15 protein-coding genes are annotated in these 24,395 nt (G+C 43.3%); 5 read left to right on the top strand and 10 right to left on the bottom strand.

The genetic code is table 11. The features are described from left to right. Positions 1 to 148 precede the first annotated feature (148 nt). The 5 genes from PODO_RS09490 to PODO_RS09470 all read right to left on the bottom strand — a co-directional run bounded on the left by PODO_RS09490 (position 149) and on the right by PODO_RS09470 (position 6,560). On the bottom strand, positions 149 to 1,252 hold the full coding sequence (locus PODO_RS09490; RefSeq protein ID WP_036679257.1) for a glycoside hydrolase family 88/105 protein: 1,104 nt from the start codon (positions 1,250 to 1,252) through the stop codon (positions 149 to 151). Positions 1,253 to 1,292: 40 nt separating this feature from the next. Further along, the gene (locus PODO_RS09485) at positions 1,293 to 2,168 is read right to left on the bottom strand and encodes a carbohydrate ABC transporter permease (protein ID WP_036679255.1); all 876 of its coding nucleotides are present in this window, start codon (positions 2,166 to 2,168) and stop codon (positions 1,293 to 1,295) included. Between the two features lie 21 nt (positions 2,169 to 2,189). After that, positions 2,190 to 3,164 carry an ABC transporter permease gene (locus PODO_RS09480; RefSeq protein ID WP_036679252.1) on the bottom strand — a complete coding sequence of 325 codons (975 nt, stop codon included), beginning with the start codon at positions 3,162 to 3,164 and terminating at the stop codon, positions 2,190 to 2,192. A 133-nt stretch (positions 3,165 to 3,297) separates the two neighbouring features. After that, positions 3,298 to 4,854, bottom strand: coding sequence for an extracellular solute-binding protein (locus tag PODO_RS09475; protein WP_036679248.1), 1,557 nt, complete (start codon positions 4,852 to 4,854; stop codon positions 3,298 to 3,300). 188 nt (positions 4,855 to 5,042) lie between these two features. Continuing rightward, positions 5,043 to 6,560, bottom strand: a complete 1,518-nt coding sequence (locus PODO_RS09470) for an extracellular solute-binding protein (protein WP_052096924.1) — start codon at positions 6,558 to 6,560, stop codon at positions 5,043 to 5,045. Between the two features lie 180 nt (positions 6,561 to 6,740). Between PODO_RS09470 and PODO_RS09465 the strand changes: the two genes are divergently transcribed. The 5 genes from PODO_RS09465 to PODO_RS09445 all read left to right on the top strand — a co-directional run bounded on the left by PODO_RS09465 (position 6,741) and on the right by PODO_RS09445 (position 13,938). After that, entirely contained in the window at positions 6,741 to 9,086 is a 2,346-nt protein-coding gene (locus PODO_RS09465) for a helix-turn-helix domain-containing protein (protein WP_038569731.1), read from the top strand. A gap of 110 nt (positions 9,087 to 9,196) precedes the next feature. Then, entirely contained in the window at positions 9,197 to 10,651 is a 1,455-nt protein-coding gene (locus PODO_RS09460; protein WP_038574322.1) for a GDSL-type esterase/lipase family protein, read from the top strand. Between the two features lie 13 nt (positions 10,652 to 10,664). Next, positions 10,665 to 11,765: a mandelate racemase/muconate lactonizing enzyme family protein gene (locus PODO_RS09455; RefSeq protein ID WP_038569729.1), complete on the top strand. Its 1,101-nt coding sequence runs from the start codon at positions 10,665 to 10,667 to the stop codon at positions 11,763 to 11,765. A 17-nt stretch (positions 11,766 to 11,782) separates the two neighbouring features. Next, positions 11,783 to 12,625: a sugar phosphate isomerase/epimerase family protein gene (locus tag PODO_RS09450; RefSeq protein WP_038569727.1), complete on the top strand. Its 843-nt coding sequence runs from the start codon at positions 11,783 to 11,785 to the stop codon at positions 12,623 to 12,625. A 152-nt stretch (positions 12,626 to 12,777) separates the two neighbouring features. Next, complete coding sequence (locus PODO_RS09445) at positions 12,778 to 13,938, top strand: glycosyltransferase family 4 protein (protein WP_038569725.1); 1,161 nt, start codon at positions 12,778 to 12,780, stop codon at positions 13,936 to 13,938. On the opposite strand, the gene PODO_RS09440 is transcribed toward PODO_RS09445, so the two are convergent. From PODO_RS09440 to PODO_RS09420, 5 genes are all read right to left on the bottom strand, one after another. Continuing rightward, a complete protein-coding gene (locus PODO_RS09440; protein WP_244886455.1) occupies positions 13,910 to 14,374 on the bottom strand; it encodes a DUF2269 family protein in 465 nt (154 codons plus the stop codon). The two genes, PODO_RS09445 and PODO_RS09440, sit on opposite strands and share 29 nt — an antisense overlap. A gap of 149 nt (positions 14,375 to 14,523) precedes the next feature. Next, a complete protein-coding gene (locus PODO_RS32140) occupies positions 14,524 to 20,712 on the bottom strand; it encodes a rhamnogalacturonan lyase family protein (protein WP_280513460.1) in 6,189 nt (2,062 codons plus the stop codon). Positions 20,713 to 21,073: 361 nt separating this feature from the next. Further along, positions 21,074 to 21,622 (bottom strand): GNAT family N-acetyltransferase, encoded by a 549-nt coding sequence (locus PODO_RS09430; RefSeq protein WP_174890035.1) that lies wholly within the window; start codon positions 21,620 to 21,622, stop codon positions 21,074 to 21,076. A 148-nt stretch (positions 21,623 to 21,770) separates the two neighbouring features. Beyond that, positions 21,771 to 23,606, bottom strand: coding sequence for a UbiD family decarboxylase (locus PODO_RS09425; protein WP_038569723.1), 1,836 nt, complete (start codon positions 23,604 to 23,606; stop codon positions 21,771 to 21,773). Positions 23,607 to 23,721: 115 nt separating this feature from the next. Continuing rightward, positions 23,722 to 24,243 (bottom strand): serine O-acetyltransferase, encoded by a 522-nt coding sequence (locus tag PODO_RS09420; RefSeq protein ID WP_036679239.1) that lies wholly within the window; start codon positions 24,241 to 24,243, stop codon positions 23,722 to 23,724. Positions 24,244 to 24,395 lie beyond the last annotated feature (152 nt).

The following is a 24,395-nucleotide window of genomic DNA, read 5'->3' as shown; positions in this document are numbered from 1 at the left end:
AACCCCCAAAATATTTATAAATTTAAGAGCTCAAAAACTATAAATAGGTTCACCCGATTTAAGGATTACTTTGTACATAAAATAATACGACTTGATTCTCTGCAATCTCAGAGAATCAAGTCATTGTTTAGTAAGGATACGGAGCGATTCAGTCTTGGAGCATTGACTGTATTTCAACACAAGCCATCACCAATGCGCCCACACCATGCAGATCATTTTTAACCTTAGGCCGAGTCACGTAACTCTCGTAATCTCCAGCTGAGGTACCGATACAAATGTCCGGCAGAACTAATCGGTTATGCTCATCCCACTGGATTACTTTGGTTAACCCTTCATATCCTTTTTTAGCGGCAGCTGTAGCGATAGTCACATCACTTACAACGCCATGCTTCACGGCTTTGGCAATCGTATAGACGAACAAACATGACCCTGAAGTCTCCAGCCAATTATCTGGCTCATGTCCCTTATCTACGACTTGATACCAAAGTCCACTTTTTTGATCTTGGTAACGAATAAGTGCATCCACAAAATCTCTCAGCGTAGTAGACAGCTCTGTCCGGGCTGAATCATGGGAAGGTAACAGATCCAGAAATTGCGATAAGGCGAGACCATACCATCCTAATGATCGGCTCCAGAACTCCGGTGAACAACCCGTCTCCGGATTCGACCAAGGCATCCGCCGGCTCTCATCCCAGGCATGGTATAACAAACCCGTTGTCTCATCCTTCATATGCTTGCGCATTAACATTTCCTGATGAAGGACCGTTTCACGCAAGCTTGGTTCATCGTAGACATTAGCATATTTCAAGGAGAATACGCCTGCCATATAAAGTCCATCCAACCACATTTGGTTGGCGTACTTATCCTTGTGCCAATACCCGCCCTCAGAGGTTTTATTTAGTGTGAGCAGTAAATTTCTTAGCTTCTCTGCTGCAATACGATACTTAAGTTTGCCTGTCCGTTCATAAAGAGTGAATAGTAGCTGTCCTGCTTGAACCGCATCCAGCTCATCACGTGCAAAATAAAAGTTCCCGTATTCATCCACCAAATCATCTACATATTCCTGAATATAGTTGATATAACGGTCTTCTTGATAAGCATTCCACAAAAGCTCCATGCCACACAGAAATACACCCTGATGATAGTGCCATCGATGCGCGGGGGGAAGCTCTCCCGCCCTGTAAGTATCCATTAGTGAATCGCAAGCTTTTTTTGCCCACTCTATCGGCGTTGTAGGTATCTGTACAGTCATCTCGAAGCTCCTCCCCTAAGTATAGTCTCTCTCTTTCTTGCTAGCCCTTCATAGAACCCAACATGGCACCTTTGGCAAAATGCTTTTGCAGGAACGGATACACACAAACTATTGGTAAGGTAGCTACAACGATAACAGCCATTTTAATTGATTGATCTGGCGGTGGAACAGCAGCATCCAGTGTAGCGCTGTGATCCATACCGCTGGCAAGGACGACAATTTGTCTGAGCAGAACCTGTATTGGCCATTTCGCACTATCATTCAAATACAGAATCGCATTCATGTAGGTATTCCAATACGTTACCGCATAGAACAATCCGATAGTCGCTAACGCAGGTAAGGATAGTGGCAATACAATCCGAAATAATATTCCAAAATCGTTACAACCATCAATTTTGGCCGATTCCTCCAAACCTTCAGGTATATTTTGGAAAAAGTTTCTCAAAATGATCATATTAAAGGCACTAATCGCTGACGGTAGGATCAGTGATGCGTACGTGTCAATTAGTCCTAATTCCTTCACCACGAGGAACGTTGGAATCATCCCACCATGAAAAAGCATGGTGAACACGACCATGAAGTTAACCACTTTACGACCATCCAGATCTTTTCTGGTAAGAGCGTAGGCCATCAAAGAAGTTATAAACAAACTAAAAATAGAACCAATTGCCGTGACACCAATGGAAACACCCATGGCTTTAAATATTGTATTCGTCGAAAAGATGAACTTGTACGCTTCCAGACTCCATACCTTTGGAATCAGTACAAATTTGCTAGAAGCTAGTTCTGCACTCGTTGTGAAAGAGCCTGCTACAACGTGAACAAGGGGAAGCACAGTAATTAAAGCAATGATCGCAAGCAGCGTAAAGTTTATAGCAGAAAAGATTCTACCACTGATTGTTTTATCTTCTACCATTTCGATTCCTCCCACAAAATATCAATAAACGCCTTCTTCTCCCATTTTCTTGGATAATTTATTCACCATCATCACCATTACAAAGCCTACAATCGATTTAAAGAATCCAATAGCTGTACTGTAACTAAACTGCCCTTGTCTCAAACCAGCAGTATATACATACGTATCGATAATTTCCGCAACTTCTCGATTCATGGAGTTAAGTAGCAGATATACATGTTCAAATCCAAGATCAAGAACGGAACCAATTTTCAGAATAAATAATGTAATAATTACGCCTCTAATCGCTGGAAGAGTGATATGCCAGACTTGTCTAAGTCTTCCAGCTCCGTCCATACGCGATGCTTCATAAAGCCCTGGGTCAATCGCAGCTATGGAAGCTAGATAAATAATCGTTCCCCAACCTGCTTCTCTCCAAATCACCTGAATAATATACATGGGCCTGAACCACCCTGGATTAAGCAGGAAATTGATTGGTTCAAAGCCAAAATAGACAAGCAGCTCGTTGATAATCCCTCCATCCATCGTGACCATTACATAAGAAATGGAGACGATGATAACCAATGACAGAAAATGGGGCAAATAGAAGATCGTCTGAAAGGTTCTTTTGAAAAAGCTGCCTTGAAGTTCATTTAACATCAGGGCAAGAATAATCGGCATCGGGAAATAGATAAGAATATTTAATCCGAAAAGAATAAGTGTGTTCACTAATATATTTAAGAAATCCGGCTCTGTGAACAACCTGCTGAAATGCTTCATCCCTACCCAATCACTACCGTTGATCCCTTGATAGGGTTTGTAATCCTGAAATGAGATAATTAATCCGTACATTGGAAGATATTTAAAAATCAGAAAATACAGTACTCCCGGAGTTAGCATGACGTAGAGCCATTTATTTCTCCACAGCCGCTTTTTCAGTTCGCTGCTGCTTTTATAAATTTCAGGCTTAGGATTCATTTGAGGAGCTGAGCTGGGCTGTGCGGTGACTTCCTGCATGATATTCTTCCTTTCTCCTTCTTTATTCAAACACGATATTTCTGAACCCAGTGAGGAATAGAAAAGGTTGTTGAAACAAGATCAACAACCTTTTCAGCTACAATTTGTCGCTTAACTATTCCAGTACGGGTTACTATTTTTTGTATAACGCGTTGTATTCTTCAATAATCTTATCTCCACCACGGCTCTTCCAGTTCTCTACTTCCTTCTCAAATCCAGCCTTGTCAATCTGACCATAAATATATTTATAGGTTGCATCTGTAATAATCTGTTGAAGCTCTACGCCTTTTTCTGTATAGGTAGCCGAATCCATAGCAGCTGTTGGATCCGCTACACCAACTTTGACATTCTCAAGAACCAATTGATCTGCATGAATTCTTCCTGGCAGCGTGTTATAGTTTTCGTACATTCCATTGGTTTCAGCTTCGCCGATAACGCTGTCCTTATATCCCTTTACTTCACGTTCAATCAATTCTTTGTCGTCTGCAGCTTTCGCTTTACCGTCTTCAACGGTATAGTGAGTACCTTCAATTCCCCAATACATCAAATTAGCTACTTCTGGAGTCATCATTTGATCAAAGAAAGCAAGAATCTTCTTCAGCTCTGCCTCATCCTTGACAGCAGATTTCGGGAACAAGACAACATTGTTATAGCCTGGAATCATCCATTGAGCATATTTCCCATCTGGACTTGCAACCATACTATGCGCATCCAAAACAGCGTCAGGGTTATTCTTAATAGTATCTTTATTGAGGGAATCAATATCTTGCATGGAGCCCCCAATATAGAGTCCACCCTTTCCAGCCTTAAACATATTTACTGCATCCGTTTTACTGGTGGCAGCGAAATCTTGATTAATGTATCCGCCATCACGAGCTTTTTTGAAAAAATCCATTGTGTCGAAATATTCATCGAAGGTAAATTCAGGCGCTAATTTGCCATCCTTCTCACCCCAGGTATTCGGTGTTCCGAACCAAGACGAAACAGTTTTGAAAGCTCCATAGGTCAACTCATTACGGTCAATAATACCGGTAGTATCTTTCTTTCCATTACCGTCTGGATCTTGTTCTGTGAAGGCTTTAGCCATTTCAAATAATTCATCTACATTAGCTGGTGCAGCAAGTCCTAATTTATCTGCCCAGTCTTTGCGGTAAATGATCCCTTGGCGTGCAAGTGGACGCCCGATATATAGGGTATAAAGCTTGTCATCTACTTTCGTGTTATTAAGAATTTCTGGTTTCAATTTGCTCAAATTCGGAAATTCGCTTAATAGTGGACCGATTTCCCAGAATTGTCCGTCTTTTATCGCTTCTTTCATCTGAATGAAGGTTGTCTGATTCTTCAAATATGTTACTTGCGGTAATGAACCCGTTGCAAAAGATGAATTCAGTTTTTCTTCATAAGTATCAGCCGGAAAAAATTGATAAGTCAGCTTCGTGTTGGTCAATTTCTCAAGTTCATTCTTAATCGTATCAGGCGGAGTCTCTGATGTATTCAATGGAAGCATGATTTTGATTTCTGTAGGTTCCTCTTTAGGTGCTTCAGTCTCTTCCACCTTCGTAGTGTTCTCTGCACTTGTAGTTGGGGCTGCTGCTTCTTCTTTGTTATTGTTGTTACCACCGCATCCAGCTAACAATGTGCTGAATGTTAACAGTGCTGTTAACAACATGGTGAAGGATTTCTTCTTCATACCATTTTGACCTCCATAATTTGTATTGGTTACGAGTTCCACGTTACATCGTCGGCAAGGTTACGAAAACAATCATTTCCCCATAACGGCGTGTTCTGAAAGGGATCTGAGCAAATGATTATCGTGATATCGCAGCACAAAAAAATCCACCGCATTATCCGCAGTGGATCAAAACCTTTTTAACCTATTTACTTTTCTGTCCCAAACTCAGCCTCAGCATATTCCTTAATAATAAGATTGCCTCCACGAGCTCTCCATTTCTCAACCTCTTGCTGGAATCCCTCGACGGTAATATTACCTAATATATAGTTATATGTAGCATCCACAATGATTGTAGATAACTCCATATTCTTCTCATCAAAAGTAGATGAGCTCAGAGAAACTGTCGGGTCATCGACCAGAAAAGATTCATTATCTTTACTCAGCTGATCTGCTAGAGAGGTTAATTGCTCCTTCTGAGCCACTTCCATAATGTTTTTATTACTAATGTCCGCGATCATTAAAGCATATAGCGGATTCACTTCCTGTACCCGCAGTTGTGAGGTTTCCTCGGGAAGGATAATCTTGCCGCCTTCAAGCTTATAATGCCGCCCCTCAAAGCCATACATCATTATATTGGCTACATCTTTATCCATGGTCCGATCAAAAAATCCAAGCACCTGCCGAAGCTCCTCCTCTGTGGCAATGGACTTTTTGGAAAAGAGATACAGTCCGTTGTAATTGGGGATAGACCACACTTTATATCCATCAGGCCCCTCGATACGATTGATCAGGGTAAGTTCAGCCTTTGGATTGTATGCTTGAGCTTCAATTGACAACCGCTGCACATCAGTCATGCTGCCAATAAACACACCAGCGATTCCGTTAATGAATTTATCGCGTTGAACCTCTTTACTGGTAAGAGCAAAGTCCTGATTTATGATTTTTTCATCATATAATTTCTTCATAAAATTCATTGTGTTCATATACTCCGCTGTTACGAATTCCGGAACAAATTGATGATTCTCTAGCTTCCAATTATTTGGTGTGCCAAAATAAGAGCTTAGTGTCTTAAATACACCATAAACAAGATCATTACGATCGACTAATCCAAGGGTATCTTGTTTGCCATTCTGATCCGGATCGTTATATGTAAATTGCCTCATTACTTCATATAGATCATCTAAGGTCTGTGGATTGCTTAAATGAAGATTGTCCAGCCAATCCTTACGTATAATGACACCCTGTCTGGAGGAAGGGCGTTCTGTATATAGGCCGTAGATCTTTCCATCTACAGCGGTCTGTTTAAGAATAGCGGGGTCCAGTGCTTTAAGATTGGGGAACTCCTGAAGATATGGGCCGATCTCCCAAAATGCTTCAGAACGGATGGCGTTTTTCACCAGATTATAATCTGAGAACTTCACAAAGGTGACTTTTCCCAAGGAATTAGTGGTCAACGCCGTGTTCATTTTATCGGTATAAACACCCTCAGGCACCCACGTGATATCAAGCTCCACCCCTGTTAATCTTTCAATCTCAGCTATAATCTTTTTTGAAGGCTGCTGTGGAAAATGAAGGGGTGCCAAGATCGAGATGTTCGGGCGAGCTTCTTGCAGTACAGAACCAGCTGACTTTCCATCACTGCAAGCGCTTAACATAGGGAAAACAAGCATGAAAAATAAGCAGAAACAAAACGTTGCCCTTCTACACAAAAATTGTCTAAACATTTCTACAGCCTCCTAAGGTATTGTAAGGATTTTCACCCTACAGCTTGAAGATTTTCCATTTTGTAGTCATAATTAGGGTTAATGATTATTACAGAACGAGATGATTATTGTTATTTTCCACCAGGTTTCATACACTAAGAACAAGTGTCTACTTCTACATAAGTAAAGGTGCTGAGCCCCGTGAGACCATTAAGCTTTTTAAGTAAATTAACGATTTTTGCCTTTGTAATTAGCACGTTGCCGGTGATATTCATCGGTTCTTTTTCCTATTTCACATCATCTAATGAGATCCAAAAGAACGTAAACAACAGTAAAATGGAACTTATATTACAAATCACCTCAAATGTAGAACATAAGTTAACAACTGTCAATCAAACATTAAACCAAGTGATCAACTCTAGTGTATTAAAAAAAGCACTAAATAACCCTTTAAATGAAACCGATTTCATTTTATATAATGATTTAAGAAACGAAATCCGCAATATGCAATCCTTCGATACGAAACTGGAGGATGTCATCCTGCTCAATCAGCAGCAGAACTGGATGATCAAAAATTCAGGCGTCTACCGTCTGAATGAATACAAAAACCACGCGCAACTCTCTAATCTAATGAATATAGCTGACGATACTTCATGGATTTTGAATCCGTCGTCCTTATTTTATAGCGAGGAGAGCATTAACGTCACTGGCTGCAATTACAGCATTAGTCTTATCAAAAAGCTTCCCACCAATAAGCTGCAAAAATATGGGCTTGCCCTAGCTAATATTCCGGTCTGCAGTCTTCAGGATTTCATTAATTCAGATGTGCAGCCACTCGATGACATTATCGTTCTGGATCAAGCTGGCCGCTTCCTGCTCCATCCGGATACCAGCTTAATCGGAAAACCTAAAGAGCAAGGCGGATTTAAAGAAGTCCCTTTAATCTCTGATCCTTCTAAACAATCCGGACAGTTCAAGACTGTGATCAATAAAAAGAATTACTCCGTCACTTTCATGCGTTCTCAGTTAAATGGCTGGGTTTATCTATCGGTTACTTCTATGGAAAGCTTGACGAAGGAGTCCAATAAAATCGGGATGTTTACGATAATCGTGTGCACCATTATGCTCTTGTTCTCCATTCTTCTGGCATGGATCGGTTCCAGACGTATGTACACCCCTATCGAAAGACTGCTTAATCAGATGGGCCAACGCAAACCGGATATTAAATCGAGACATCGCAATGAATTTCAGATTATAGGAGAACAAGTTCATTCTTTGTTCCAATCCAAATCACAGCTGGAAAAAGAAGTCCGGCAACACTTTCAGCAGGTGCGAACGTTTTTTCTGATCAATGCCTTCCACGGAAATGTTAAGAAACGTGATTTGCTCGAAGAATTAGGGCAATTCGGCTACCAAACACAGCTTGAAGAATGGAAAACCATGGCAGTAATTACGTTGTCTATTGATTATGCCGAGGATTCCAGCTATGAGAAAAAAGATCTCAGCCTCTTATTGTTCGCTGCCCACAATATGATCGAAGAGTTAATCTGTCCTGAACAACGGCTGGCTCCTGTAATCATGGACCATGCGGTAGTCGTATTATTGGGCAGTCCAGACTGCGATACCCAGTCTTTTCATAAGACACTGTATTCGTTAACGGAGAAGCTGCAGCAAGAAATAAATAATTATCTAAAGGTGCAGGTGAGTATTGGGCTGAGCCTTCCCTTCAACGCCTTCGATAAACTAGCCATCGCCTACAGAGAAGGTCTAGAAGCACTGAAACATCGCATTAAGCTTGGCAAAGGGGTTATTATTCAATATGAGAACATTAACTCCGGCAAACATTATCTGAACTTGAACTACCCTACGCATAAAGAAAACGATCTAATGGATGCTATCAAGCTGGCTGAAACGGATAAAGCCAAGGAACTGATTCATTTGCTTTTTAAATCTATTTTTGCCCTTGAGCTTTCACCACAGGAATATCAAATCCCGTTGACCCGCTTACTCAATAACTTGCTCATTATGATGCAGGAATCGGGCATTAGCTTAAATCAGATCTATCATGCTAATGGCTCTATTTTTGAGGAATTGCATGACCTTCATACCGTGGCTGAGATTGAGGATTGGTTCTGGAGCATGGTCATTTACCCGATGATCAAAATTTTTATCAGCAGGCAAAATGCCCAATACCAAAACATCTCTGAGAAAATCATTGATCTGATCCAACATGAATATGATACGGATCTAACCTTGGAAGAATGCGCTTCTCGGCTGCATTACAACGCCAACTATATCAGCAGTGTCTTCCGTAAGGAGACCCAATACTATTTCAGCGAATATTTAACGATGTACCGATTTAAAATGGCGAAAAAATGGCTGCAGGAAACCGATATGCCGATCAAAGATATTGCAGCCAAATTAAGATACAACAATTCTCAGAATTTCATTCGATCTTTCCGTAAACAGGAAGGGATGACCCCTGGACAGTACCGGGATAACAATACAGGCACTAAATCCAAACCAACATTTGACGAATCTATGTAAAAATCACAAAATAATCGTTCAAGGTCGAATCTAAAAAAAAAGAGTCTCTCTTTTTTTCGGAAAATATGTTAACGTGTGCATATAACCATTTAGGGAGGAATTTGAACGCAATGTTGAACTTTCGACTAAATACTAACCGTGTGGAACAAGATGAGATTTCTCAGAAAACCTCACTACTCACCCTCTATCCGCTCGAGACGGATCAACCCCGTCCTTTTATATTGGTATTGCCTGGTGGAGGATATCAGCACTTAGCCAAACATGAAGGAGAACCTGTGGCTCAATGGCTAAACAATCTAGGTATTCATGCAGGTGTACTAGATTATCAGGTCGGAGACTTCAACGTCTCTTCTTTGTTAAATGATGTTGAGGAAGCTCTCAAATGGATTAGGGAAGCACCCAAAGCTTGGAATGTGATCTCAGACAAAGTAGGGATGATTGGATTCTCGGCTGGAGGACACTTAGCTTCCATCTTTTCTACCACTAGAGCAGAGAAACCAAATCTTCTTCTGTTAGGTTATCCTGTAATCACTTTCCAAGAGTCCCATTCGCATAAGGGAAGCCGGCTACATTTTCTTGGAGACGACCCATCACAAGCGGAGCTTGACTCCTTTTCCTCAGAAGCCCAGGTGGATTCACTCACACCTCCAACCTTTATCTGGACAACAGCAAACGATGCCAGCGTTCCCGTGGAGAATAGTCTGTTGTTCGCCTCTGCCCTGTCTAATCAGGGAATTCCTTTTGAATTACATATCTTTGAAGAAGGGCGGCATGGTTTAGGGCTTGCTAAAGAACACCCTCATTGCCAGCAATGGCTTTCCCTTGCTGAGAACTGGCTAAGGGAACATCAATACGTTAAAGGAGCAGAAGGCCTTATGAGACAACAACTATTTATTGCAGGCGATTCCACTGCGGCTATTAAAGGCGCTGGAGAAAAACCTATGACTGGCTGGGGAGAATACCTGCAAAGTTATTTTGGGACTTCTATTCAAATCCAGAATCGCGCAATTAATGGTCGAAGTACCAAATCGTTCATAACAGACGGCCGCCTGGATGCCATCAAAAAAGACTTTCAACCCGGCGACTACCTGTTTATTCAATTTGGACATAACGATGAGAAAAAAGATGATCCATTACGTTACACCGATCCTGAAACCGAATATCGCCATAATCTAATTCAATATATAGATGCTGTTAGGCAGCTAGGTGGGACGCCGGTTCTGTTAACCTCTGTAAGTCGCCGCCGCTTTAACGCCGATGGAGAGCTTGACCCGTTGGCTGTAGGTGCTTATCCCGAGGTAATGAGACAAGTGGCTGAAGAAACGCACACTCCGCTACTTGATATTTTCGCAGCCTCGCAAGCGCTCTATCGTTCATTAGGCGAAGAAGAATCCAAGAAGTTATTCATGCACTTACCAGAGAAAACACATCCCAATTACCCCAATGGAGTTACGGATGATACTCATTTCTCGGATGAAGGTGCCCAGCAAATTGCTAAACTTGTGGTTCAAGCACTTAAACAAAATACAGCCTCACCTATATCAAACTTACAACAACTTTTATAAGGAGTGATCACAGATGTCTATAATTAAAGAAGTTATTACAGAGTACTATCGTATCCCTTTGCCAGAAATCATGGAGGATGCTAAACACGGCTTGCATACTCATTTTGAAGTACCCATTGTCAAAATTAGAACGGATGACGGTCGTGAAGGTGTAGGTTATACCTATACTGGCGGATTTGGCGGCAAAGCGATCTGTTCACTAATTGCTAATGAATTAACACATATTTTAGTTGGCAAAGACGCCAGCTGTGTGGAAAGTATCTGGGAGCAGATGAACTGGGGAATACATTATGTTGCTCGCGGGGGTCTGGCTAGCTTCGCCATTGCGGCATGTGACATTGCGTTATGGGATTTACGTGCGAAGAAAGCAGATGAACCTCTCTACAAACTTCTGGGTGGCGCAAGCAATGAGGTCAAATGTTATGGTGGAGCGATTGATTTGAATTTCCCATTAGAAAAGCTCCTGCGCAACAATCAAAAATACTTAGATATGGGCCTCCAGGCTGTCAAAATTAAACTAGGCCAAAAAACATTAGCTGAAGATGTGGAACGAGTGGCTGCGGTACGCCAATTGGTCGGCCCGGATGTAGCCTTTATGGTCGATGCCAATATGAGCTGGAGTGTGGAAAAAGCGATAAAAGCCGCACGTGAATTTTTGAAATATGACATTCTTTTCTTAGAAGAACCAACGATTCCGGAGGATTATGCCGGCTATGCACGGATTGCTGAAGAAACAGGAATGGCCGTTGCAGGCGGAGAGAACTTGCGCACATTAACCGAATTCCATCACATGCTGCAATATGGTCATGTTGATTTCCCTCAACCTGATGCTTCCAATATAGGCGGAATTACGGGCTGGTTAAAGGTAGCTCACTTAACACAAGCCTATAACCTTTCCGTTTCCACACATGGGATGCAGGAATTACACGTTAGTTTGTTAGCAGCTATGCCAAATGCAGGTTATCTCGAAATGCATAGCTTCCCTATCGATCAATACACTACACGTCCGCTAGTGATTAACAAAGACAATGGGATGGCAGTAGCGCCTGAAGTAACGGGCACTGGCGTTACCTTTGACTGGGACAAATTAGCACCTCACAAACAACAATACTAATAGGAGCGATCGATCATATGAGCATTCCCCTTCATCTAGGTGTTCGAGCACATGATTTCACACAAGTTCCATTGCAAGAGTTAATTGAGAAGATTAAGTCCTATCATTTCACTCATATCCAGTTTGCACTTAAGAAATCTTTTCCTGATAGTGCCCCTAGCCTGACGGCTATAAGCCCTGGAACAGCCAGCTATTATGGCAATGCCTTTAGACAGGCAGGTATTCAGATTGCGGTTCTGGGCTGCTATGTAAATATTGTAGACACCGATCCTCATAAACGGGCAGAAGCGTTAGCTGCGTTTAATACCCATCTGCGCTTGGCCAGGGATTTCGGCGCTAGTCTGGTAGGTACGGAAACCGGAAGTGTGGGACTTGGGTATACCACAGATAATTTTACAGAAGAAGCCTTCCAAGAGGTGGTGACATCAGTTAAGGCCATGGTGGCGGAGGCCGAACGTTTTGGTGTGACGGTAGGAATCGAAGCAGGACTTCATCATCCGCTTTACACCGCGCCCTTAACCCGCCGACTTCTGGATGAAGTCCCTTCTAACAATCTTCAGGTCATATTGGATTGCGCAAATCTAATGTCACCTACAAATTACTTGCATCAAGAAGCTATTATTATGGAGGCTTTGAAGCTTTTAGGAAATCGAATTGCTATCATTCATTTAAAAGACTTTATCGTCCAAGATGGAGCTATAAAAATTGTCCCTGTAGGTCAAGGGTGGCTAGAGTTTGAGCCGATTCTTCGTTATATGAAATATGAACGTCCTCATATTCAAGGAATCCTGGAAAGCACTCCTGAGTCACATTTAGGAGAAAGCATTACCTTTTTGCAACAGTTATACGAATCCCTGTAGGGCTTCATCCCATTAAAACTAATAAATCCACTGCACACCTCTTTACCTTACTTGGTGCAGTGGATTTTTATATTCTGTTTAACATCCGTTTGACCTCCATCAAATAATCGCCTGTTATGATCAGGGCATCAAGAGTATCTGGGAGGGGTTCCATGCGTCTTGCTTTATTCACGGACACATTTCTTCCGCAAACCAACGGAGTTTCACGTACGCTTCAACGATTAACCACTCATTTGAAAGGGCGTGGTATTGAACATCTGCTTTTCTCACCGAAATCTGCTCCTGAAGACAGTTATGCCGATCCCATACGTCCCATTACCAGCATCCCCTTTTTCTTATACCCCGAATGTAGACTCGCACTGCCCAATATGTCCTCTATCCAATCAGAGCTGAAAGCTTTTCGTCCCGATCTGCTTCATATGGCAACTCCGTTCAATATCGGTCTCTGCGGCCTTCGTTATGCGCGAAAACATGACTTGCCCCATGTCGCCTCATACCATACCCATTTTGACCGCTATCTTGAATATTACCGGATGAAAAAAATCGCTCCGCTCTATTGGAAATACATGAAGTGGTTCCACCGCTCCTGCGACGCCACCTTTGCACCATCCTACGAAACCCTCGATTCCCTCCAAGCTCAAGGCTTTCATCGCCTGAAGCTGTGGTCCAGAGGCATCGACTGCCAGCAGTACACCCCCAAAAAACGCAGCCATGAGGTCCGTGAGCGCTACGGAATTACCGCACCGTTACTGCTTCTATATGTGGGAAGGATCGCCCCTGAAAAAGATATAAACACCCTTGCTCTCGCCATGCAGCAATTACCCGAATCTATGCAATCTCAGGTTCATTGGCTGGTCGTAGGAGACGGCCCCCTTCTGCCGGAAATGCGGGCACAGGCGCCCCATAATGTCACGTTTACAGGCTATAAACATGGTGATGAGCTTGCCCAATTATATGCCTCAGCAGATCTGTTCGTCTTCCCTTCCAGTACGGAAACCTTCGGTAATGTTGTCCTTGAGGCTATGGCCTCAGGACTGCCTGTCCTCGCAGTAAATGAAGGTGGGGTGAAGGATCTGGTCACACCCGGCCGCACAGGAATGATTGTCGAGCCCCGCTGCCCGGATGCTTTTATTCGTGAGATTTGTGCATGTATAGAGCACCCTCAAAAGCTAGCTGCTATGGGACATGAAGGTCGACAGCTGGCACTCGGCCGCTCTTGGGAGAATATTTTTGATGGACTCATCCGCGATTATGAAGAGATCATTGAGAATAGACGTTATGATCTTATACCGGCTTTACTACCATTAATATAATAATGACGATAGTAAGCACATGAACCGCCGCTTCTAGGGGAGCGATCTTGTTCATAGCGGTAGTGTAACCCTCAGAGATTTCCTCCCCTTCGCTGGTCATTACGAGCTGGGTTAGCTTTTTCAATCGGGGCTCAACCATTCCAATAATAATCACTTCGATCACGATAAAAAATAATAACGACAGATTTAACCACAACACCGACAAGCCCATTTTATCTATGATCATTAACAAAATACCTGTAACGATCAGGGTGACCCCACCTGTCTTAGGGAATCTGTTTATTTTCTTCATAAGACCAAATACAAAACGAAGCTGACTGCCTGTCTTGGCTGAGCTTGTCAGTATTGGCAGCACAAAAGCTGGCCCAATTCCCACTATGGATGCTATAACATGTATAACTACCACAAGCTTTGAGATCATATGCGTCAAATCCATATTTACAATCCCCCCTATCATTCGTTGTTTAGATTCATATGAGGCAGATAGGAGAATTAGTCTTGCAGAATCTTTTAAATCTTAGATAATCTAAAAAAAGCGCCTAGCCGGATATTACCGACTTAGGCGTTTTTTTAACAAATATTCAGTTATTTTACCGTAACTTTCATGATAGCACTATCATTTACCCCTTGATCATTCAACAGCTCAGCCCGGTATTCATAGACGCCTGGAGAACGGTTAGTAATAGAAGTAGATGCCGTTTGTGCGTTTGGGGTGCCTGCTGTTAAAGTCTTAGTATCGATCAGTATTCCGTTCTCATACAAGCGATACTCTTTGCCGTTCATCCCCCACCATAAATTCATAGTCACTTTATACTCTCCATCGCCATCCCAGTTGTCATTAGACAACACCGGCTTAGCTGGTGCAGCATCCTTCACGATAACTACATGAGCAGCAGACACCGTTGTGCCAAAAGAATTGGTTAGCTCAGCCGTATAGGTGTAGGTTCCGTTTTCTTTTCCGGTAATATTAGTCACTGCAGTCTGTGCTGCTGGGGAATCATCACGTAAGGTTTGCGTGTCGATTAAGGCACCATTCTCATATAGCTTGTAGACCGTACCATTATTGCCCCACCACATATTCATTGTGATTTGGTAATCCCCGTCCAAAAGTCCTGTATCCTGCCCATTATTATTGGATAGAACCCATTGCCCCGGAACACCTGTAGCCTTCTGAGGTCCACTTACGACCACAATCACTTGTTCTGTCGTTGAGAGTCCAGCGTTATTAATGGCTGTTGCGATGAACGTATGCGCTCCCGCAAGTCCTGTGAGTGGAATCTCATCTCCATAAACGACAGGTTTACCATCAAAAGTAATATCCAGACTGCGAATACCAGACTCTGGATCTTCCGCTACGACCTGCACCTTCAATACATCCGTTTCACTCATTTGAGCAGAAGGTAAACCAGAAATCGTAGGTGGTGTAGTATCTTCAGTTTCTCCCGGTGAGCCTACATATTGAATTTTTGGAGCCGCTGGTTGTTCCATCCCTTCACCAAGAAAGAATCCAGGGTGCGGAGGTTGATTATAGCCTACATTTTGCCAAGCTACTGCCAGGCGGTAGATCGGATCATGCATCAATGTGCGAATACGATAATCTGTCATATCCGTTGTTGTGTAGATCCGTAGTTCAGAACTGTCCGTTGCCCGCCAAATCACTTCTTCACGCCAATCCCCGAACAGATCTGCCTGCAAGCTTGGATTCGCCTTGGTGCCATTATTTGAAGAAGCGCCTACAGCCGTCAATAAGTTGACCGTTGTCTGATTGGTATAGTCCCACTTATCCACTCGATTCGCATCCAGTAATTCACGTAAAAGATCACCATCCCACCAAATACCAAAATTCGTGGAGGAAGGCAGTTTTTTAGTGATTAGTTCACCTTGCGCACTGTACAGGCCCGTAACAGGTATATGCTCCTCATTGGTGATCGTTGCAGCCCATACCTCTTCGCCAGCATATCGCGGATCAATATCTGCTGACATTCCCCGTCCAGTATCAATCCCCGTGAACACACCCCATAATATTTCTCCTGTAGCTGCATCACGCATTTCAATCCCATACTTCGAATCGGTATGCTCATGAACATCAAAGACTTCCAGCCCGGGTCTGGTAGGATCAAGGTCCCCGAAATGAATTGCATCACCATGGCCAAGCTTTGTATTATACAGCGGCAATCCGTCATCGTCGATTGCCATCGCGCCGAAGGTTATTTCGTCCTTGCCGTCGCCGTCCACATCTCCTACAGAAAGATTGTGGTTTCCTTGACCAGCGTAGTCTCCATATCCTTCATCATTAGAATCGAAACGCCATACTTTCTCGAGCTTGCCCTCACGATAATTGTAAGCTGCAAGTACGGTTCTAGTATAATAACCGCGGCTAAAAATCACGCTTGGCTGCTCGCCGTCTAAATAAGCTACAGCTGCCAAAAAGCGGTCTACACGGTTACCATAGGTATCCCCCCAAGCGCCAACATCTCCACGTGGCGGATCATAATCAACGGTATCCAATGCCCGGCCTGTTGCCCCTTCGAACACCGTTAAATATTCATTGCCCAGCAGCACATAACCCGAACTGTTACGATAGTCTGCACTGGCATTGCCAATGACTTTTCCTTGACCGTCCACTGTGCCATCTGCCGTCTTGATCATAATTTCGGCACGTCCATCACTATCCAGATCATATACCAGGAATGGAGAATAGTGTGCACCGGCACGAATATTAGGCCCTAAATTAATCCGCCATAAGCGAGTTCCATCTAATTTATAAGCGTCCATATAGACAAGTCCAGTATACCCAGCTTGAGAGTTATCCTTGCTGTTCGAAGGTGACCACAACATGATGATTTCATATACACCATCACCGTCCAAATCACCTACACTTGCATCTCCCGCACTATACGTATACGGTTGACCATCCTTGGTGTAATCATCTGCTGGCTTTTGTAAAGGGATCGATAGATATTGCTTCTGCCATACGCTGAATGGTTCCGAAGCAGATTTCTCGACTCCATTGATTACTGATGTGATTCTATATTTGGCATCCTCCCTGCCTGTAATATCGAGATAGTTCGTGTTTTGAGTAATCAACGAATCATTTAGTTTTTTATCGCCACAATACAGATTGAATCCTATCGTTTCCGGATCCAGACCTAACATCCGCCAGCTGATATACACACCTTCATCTGTCTTAACCGCTACAGGCGCACGGTCCAGCGCCTCCATCTTCCGGTATAAAGCTGTCACCGCTGAGGTTTCCAACGTAGCGGATAGATCAGAGATGCCGCCTGCATTTACCGAGGCTACTTTGTAATAGTAGGGAATGGTAGTCAGAACGGTCATGTCTGTGTACGAAGCTTCGAATGATTTGCCGATCAGGATGAACTCACCGTCTGCGGATTTCGCACGATAAATGTTGAACATCCGTGCATCCGTTACCTCATTCCAAGTAAAGGTCACATCATTTTTGTTCGTAGATTGTACAGCTAGACCACTAGGTACGGGTGCTTTTGCTACGGAGGGATCAATCATAGACACTTTTAGCGCATTAGAGCCTACGGATTCCAGTCCCGTGCTGTCCACCGAAGTTACCGTATAGATATATTCCATACCAATATCCGCAGTGGTATCTGTGTAGAACGGCTCTATTGTCTCGTCCAGCAGCTCTGCACTATTCGCAACCGTAGCCTGACGATATATACGGTATTTCAGCGCCCCCTCCATACTGTCCCAAGAAAGATTAGCTGTAATAGGCTCACTATTTAAATCCAGGCTACCCAGGTTCAGATTCGTTGGGGCTAATAATAACGGTGTGATCTCCAGCCCATTGAGATGAGCGGTTGTGCCACTAAAGACAAGATTCATCTGCCCGTCTTTGACAGCAATCTGGTTATACAGCTTCTCAGCAATATTTTCCTTACCTGAGGAGACTGTTCCGTAATCTTTGCCTTCAATGGCTACATTCGTCTTGGCAGATCCAATCCAATCTCCTGTATAGGTCTTAACAGAATAATAACCATTGGGTAAATCAACTTTGAATTCATACGATCCTCCAAAATAAATCACAAAATCTCTCCGCAGATCGTCCGTCGCATTTCCCCGATCCCGATCAATCATCCCTGCACTCGAGGTCAAACCATATCCACGTTCTGGGGTATATAGGACATTCACATTCACTTCCGTATAACCCGCAGCAACGGGTGAACCAACAGGTCCGAAATCATAACGATACTGAGCGGATTTCGTAGTCAGCTTCACTTCATCTGAAGGCTCAGACTCTCCTAGCCCGTTCACTGCAGTCACTCTTACCGAGTAGCTTTGACCTTCAACCAACCCGCTTAATGTCAATGAAGGGACAGTTGAAGTTCCCGCTAATGTATAAGCAGATTCGGTTTCTGCCGCTAGCTTACGATAAATTTTATAGATATCTGCACCTTCTACTTTATTCCATTTCAGTACTGTACCTGCATTACTGATACTCCCAGCTACAAGACCTTCAGGCTTCGCAGGCACCGTTTCTGGCTGTTTGATGTCCTGCACAAAGCTGGAGAGTGGAATATTTAATTCCCCTATTCCTTTGGCCAGCAAACGGGCCATTTGAATGGCTCCGTACTCTTGAAAGTGAGTATCGTCTGTCGAGCCATTTGGGAAAGCACCATATATCCCTGCATCGAGGTGAAGGAATACAGAGCGTGTAGCTGCAAAACCGATAGAATTGTAATAAGCTACACTGAGTGCGCTAAGATCGACCAAGTCAACATCCAACTCACTTGCTACTTCTTTCATAGCCTGCACATATTCTGGAAAGCTCACATTGAATTTTTCGCTCACAGCATTATAATCTCTGCGCCCCATGGGGGTCACCAGAATCGGAGTTGCTCCTCTTTGCCTAGCTCCATTGATATAGGTTTTTAAATAAACTTTGTAATCGGCTGGAGAAGCATATCGGTCAGGAACGCTAATCGTTGCATCATTATGACCAAACTGGATAAGGAAATAGTCACCCGGTTGGATCTTACGCAGTACTTCATCCAACCTTCCCTCGACCATAAATGACTTAGAACTGCGACCTCCGATAGCGTGATTCTTAAACGTTACTTCCTCACTAAAGAAGTCAGGAATCATTTGTCCCCAGCCTGCTTGTGGTATCCAATAAGGATCATAAGTCTGCACCGTTGAATCACCCGCAATATAAACCGTTGGCAATTCATTAGCAGGACGGTCTGGCTGCTTAGTAATCACCAGTGCATTGATATTAGGCTTAGTACCAGAGAACAACAAGTTCATTTGTCCGTCCACCAAAGCGATGTCAAAGCTCATTTCCAAATACTGGCCTGCTGTTTTGCTCGTCTGTTGAACTTTTTGAATGGATTCGACTTTGATGCCAATCTCTGTATCTCCGGCGCTGTCACCAGCGATAAGTGACACTGTATAGTCGCCATTCGGTAAATCCACATTAAAAGTTGCATCCTTAGGGACCACAAAATCTGATCGCAAAGGATCTGAGGTTCCTCGGTCTACCCCAGTTACTTTCGATATATCTGTAAATCCATATTTGACCTCAGAGGAATAAGATACTCCTGCATCTACCTTAAGATAACCTGCAGTCACAGCACCCGGGCCAAAATCAAAGGAATAAACATCCCCTTCTGGCAAAGTTCCGGGAGGCATATACACAGCGCTTTCCACCTTGTCAGATAGCTCTGATTGTCCTTGGTCATTGGCTGCCTTCACCCCATAATATTGCCGTTTTGAGGTATCCGCTGAGGTATCCGTAAATGTCGTCTTCTCTGACTGGCCAATCTCATGGAATGTTCCATCTGCTGAATCAGACCTTAAGATCGTATAGCGCTTTGCTCCAGCCACACTGTTCCAACTCAGTTGAACAGAACTTACACCTACACTGACAATTGAAACACCGGTTGGTGCTGCGGGAACCTCTACCCCCGGAATTTTGTCTACTGTCACAGATGCGCTCAAAGCAGACTCCTCACCCTTTCCATTTACAGCTGACACATTATAAATGTAGCCACTGCCTTCATTTACATCTGAATCCATGTAGCTGTTAGCAGCAGCTTGCCCTATGGCTTGAAGAGTTCCACTAGGAAGAACCGTTCGATAAATATTGTAATAGACTGCTTCTGTCACGCTACTCCACCCTAGAGATACCTCAGTGGGAGTGATATTATGAGTCACTAATCCCTCAGGGGCTTTCAATGGACCTGGTACAATCTGCTGAATAATTAGTCCATTTAAATATCCGCCAACTCCTGTACCCGTAATGCCGACGGTCAGTTGTCCATCTTGAACAGTCGTCCGATAGGTAGCTTGATTTACAGCTTGCTTACTGCTTATCGACCCAGCCGTGCTACCTTCCAAAGTAATCGTAGTTTTGGTTGTACTTGTACCCGCTAGTAAATCTCCTGAGTATACAGTCACATCGTAATCCCCATTAGGAAGATCCACCAAAAAAGAATAGGACAGTCCCAATACAAAATCGTTAGTCATATCGTCTCCACCCGAACGATTCCTCGAAGCAACCGCCTGATCTAAGCCATACCCTAGCTCATTCGTATATAACTTAGATTCATGCACGCCTGTATAACCACTCATAACAGGACTTGTTGCTGTTCCAAAATCATATTGCAAGGTTATTGGGCCTGAAGCTGCACTGACCTGTTGCCCCCCAAATGTTGTAGATGGAAGTATTGATGAACAAATGAAGATCCACGACAATAACACCATAAATATTTTATTTCCAAGTTTATTCCTCTTCATCTTCCGTGCTTCACCCGCTTTCTTATGATTGAAAGAACTTAGTACGCATCTAGCCCCGTTGTAGTAAACGCTTACAATAAGCTTCGTTGTCATTCGTTCTTCAAATATAAGTTCACTTCGTGCGCGTATCCCCTCCTCTTTGCTCAGGCAGCTGGATGGTAGATGATTCCAGTTTCACTCATATCCAACACGATACTACCACCTAAGTGTCACTCTGAACATTTAAAAAACAGATTTTATCATACACTAAACCGTTCAATTTCTTCGCCTATAGTTATAAAAACCTACGATTTGGGAAGAAGTTAGGACAGAAGAATCAGTGAGGGGACACCCGCCTTTTGAGATCACGACAACAGTTTTGCTATTCCTTCATCCTTAACCATTCACTTCTGAGCAATCCATAGGAATAAGTATCATGCCAGATTGGCTCTCCATTACTATCGTATTTAAAATAACCCGTCTGCAAAAAATGTCCTTCTCGACGAAGCTTCAATCGTTCAAGCAGTTTCCATGAGCGTGTATTTTCGGGATCACAGTTCGCAATCACACGTCTCATTTTCAGATTATCAAAGCCATAGTTTAACAATTGATTACAAGCCTCTGTAGCATACCCGCTTCCCTGAAAATCAGGGTTAAAAACATATCCAAATTCCCAAACGCCAAAAGCCTTTGGTTCGCTCGCTTGAAAATATAAGTTGCCGATCATTTTGGTCGTAGATTTAAGACAGACTGCCCAAAAAGCACGGTCCGATGACCGTCTGAGCGCCTCAGTGCGAGATTCATCTGCACTAAACAAGGAATAGGGCTCATATTTCACAACACTTTCTTGCGACAAATATTCATGAAGGTCTTTCCAATCCTCTGCTGAGAACCTTCTAATCCATAAACGTTCGGTTTCCATAATTTCCATCAGAACAACACTTCCCCAATATTAATAGTAAATATATACCATACACCCCATAATACCCCTATGCCTTTTTTATTTCATATGAGCAAAATCATTTCACAAACAGCAAATAGGCCTCCTTGGATTCCCAAGAAGGCTGATGAATGTTTCTCTATATCTTAACTCCGCTTAAACTGCCACCTGACGCAAATAATCGTTCGATATGCTTCTGAACGGTTGGGTCTGGGATCAGTGGTGGGGCTTGATGGGGTTTTACCCGAGCATCAATAATCACGTTATCACAGGACCAATGTTTATACTCAGTAGAACTGTTCACTCCATAGATATCATGAGATGGATTACTGCGGGTAAACGTCGCCCATAGGAAATTGTCGATCTTTTCACTCAAAAACTCGCTATCATCACACAAAATAATCATTGGACAAGAAGGAAGTGCCCCTTGCTCCTGAATAGCTTCACTAAGCTTATTCATTTCCAATGCTGCTTCAGCGTAGCTTGTGAATTTAGCACCTTGAAGGGCAACAAGACCAGGCATCACCATTCGTGCATGTCCAAATCCCTGTAATTCTTTAAGCATGCCCGGTACCTCTGTACATAGCTCTCTTTTCTTATCCCCTACTGCTGCGAAGATCACTTTACTTCCGCTGTTTAATCCTGTGCCGGAATAATCAAGCGTATCAATCGTGGTGTTGGTATAGAAATGAATATCTCTACGAAGATTAATCCGCTCCAAGATATACGTCAAGAAACCCTCGATATTATGTGTGCTGATAGGCTGATTTTCTTCTGCTGTAATAAACAAAAACTTAGCTAAACTAAGCTGACCCGTCCCTAAAATCCGGTTAGCAATGGTCAGAATTTCCGCCGGCTGCTTTACTTGCTGATAAGGCGTATAACGTTCACTGCCAATGGCGAACAGCAGGGGATGAACACCCGCAGCATCGACTGCATGAACTTCTTTGACGCCCGGAATTTCTTGGCGGATAGCCCCACCTGTCAGCTCGTGAATTAACTCACCAAACGCGGTATCCTCCTGTGGCGGCCGGCCGACAACCGTAAATGGAAAGATTGCATTTTTCCTGGCGTACACTTTATGTACTCTCATTACTGGGAAAGGGTGAACCAAGCTATAATAGCCTAAATGGTCGCCAAATGGCCCCTCCGGCTTCGTCTCACCAGGGTGAGTTTCACCTGTTATCACAAAGTCCGCATCATTGCTGATACAGTAACCATCCACATAGCTATAGCTGAAATGGCGTCCTGATAATAAACCTGCAACGATCATCTCACTCATTCCCTCAGGCAAAGGCATAACCGCCGATAAGGAGTGAGCGGGTGGCCCACCGATAAAACAACTCACTTTAAGCGGTTGTCCTTGGCGGTTCGCTTTTTCCTGATGTACGCCAATGCCGCGATGAATTTGATAATGAATGCCCACTTCTTTATTTAATTCATACTCATTTCCAGTCAGCTGCACACGGTACATTCCCAGATTGGAATTCATAATGCCCGGCTTATCCGGATCTTCTGAATACACCTGCGGCAAGGTTACAAAAGCACCACCATCTCCCGGCCAATGTGTGATTAGCGGAAGATCAGAGATACTAATTTCCTGGAAACCGCTTGGCAGACCTCCTGGCTTTTTAATAGGCAATGCTTTTCTCGCGGATAATCCGGTTCCAACATATTTAAATGGATTTTTGAGTGCTTTTACGGGATCGTTGCGAAGGGCAATTACGTTATGTGTGGAGTCCCAAGTCCGCCGAAAGATAAACTTACTGCGCTCTAGCGTTCCAAAAAGGTTAGATACGGCCCGAAACTTCGAGCCTTTTACATTCTCAAATAATAATGCGGGTCCACCAGCCTCATAAACCTTTAGGTGAATCGCCGCCATCTCTAGATAAGGGTCCACTTCTTCACGAATCCGAACTAAATGTCCGTGTTTCTCTAAATCATTAACACACTCTTCTAAATTGCTATATTTCATTTCATTACTCCGATCTCTAGAAGGTTATTACAAGATTACTTGGATGCTTTAATTATACCCTGTAAGATATTAAAATAAAGCGCACGCGTACCCTATGTACTAGAACCTAACGTCTTTATCTTGTATTCTCTGGTTTCGGTTCACTCCGCAATATATTTTTAGCAGGAATACCTACTGCCGAAGCATTATCCGGCACATCCTTTACCACTACAGACATGGCCCCGATATTAACATCGTTACCAATGACAACCGGTCCAAGAATCTTGGAGCCTACTCCAATAAAAGCTCTGTCTCCAATCACAGGCTCTCCTAAGTTATTTCTCCCGCCAATCGTCACTTGATGAAAAATAGTAGCATGGCTTCCAAGCACCGCTTTAGGACTAATGATAATCCCATTTAAACCATGCGGTAAATGAAGCGCGTCACCAATTTGAGCTTGAGCGTGAAGCTCTCCATTTGCAAGAATACGGACAAAAAGCACATCCATTATTCGATATAAAAGCCACAAAGGTTTTCGCACGATGCCATTCTTCACTCGATAATACACCCAATTTCCATAACGATAAGTAAACAAGGCCATAATCGTTTGAGGATTTTTCAGATTTGCTTTCCAGTCCGTTTTGAATGATTTCATCATTTTATCGTTCTCCTTTTTAGGGGCTAGGGTATGCACTGTATTCTGGAGTAATGAAGGGCAGCTGTGGATAAAACATCTGGGAGGATCGCGGGCTGGAGGGTCAGTCGGTGATTGTACTTTCACCAGTGTAAGATAGATTTTGAGATTCATCA

The organism is Paenibacillus odorifer (genome assembly GCF_000758725.1).
Classification (GTDB): Bacteria; Bacillota; Bacilli; order Paenibacillales; family Paenibacillaceae; genus Paenibacillus_AQ; species Paenibacillus_AQ odorifer.
Note: the sequence above shows the minus strand (reverse complement) of the source record. Positions and strands in the feature narration are given on the sequence as shown.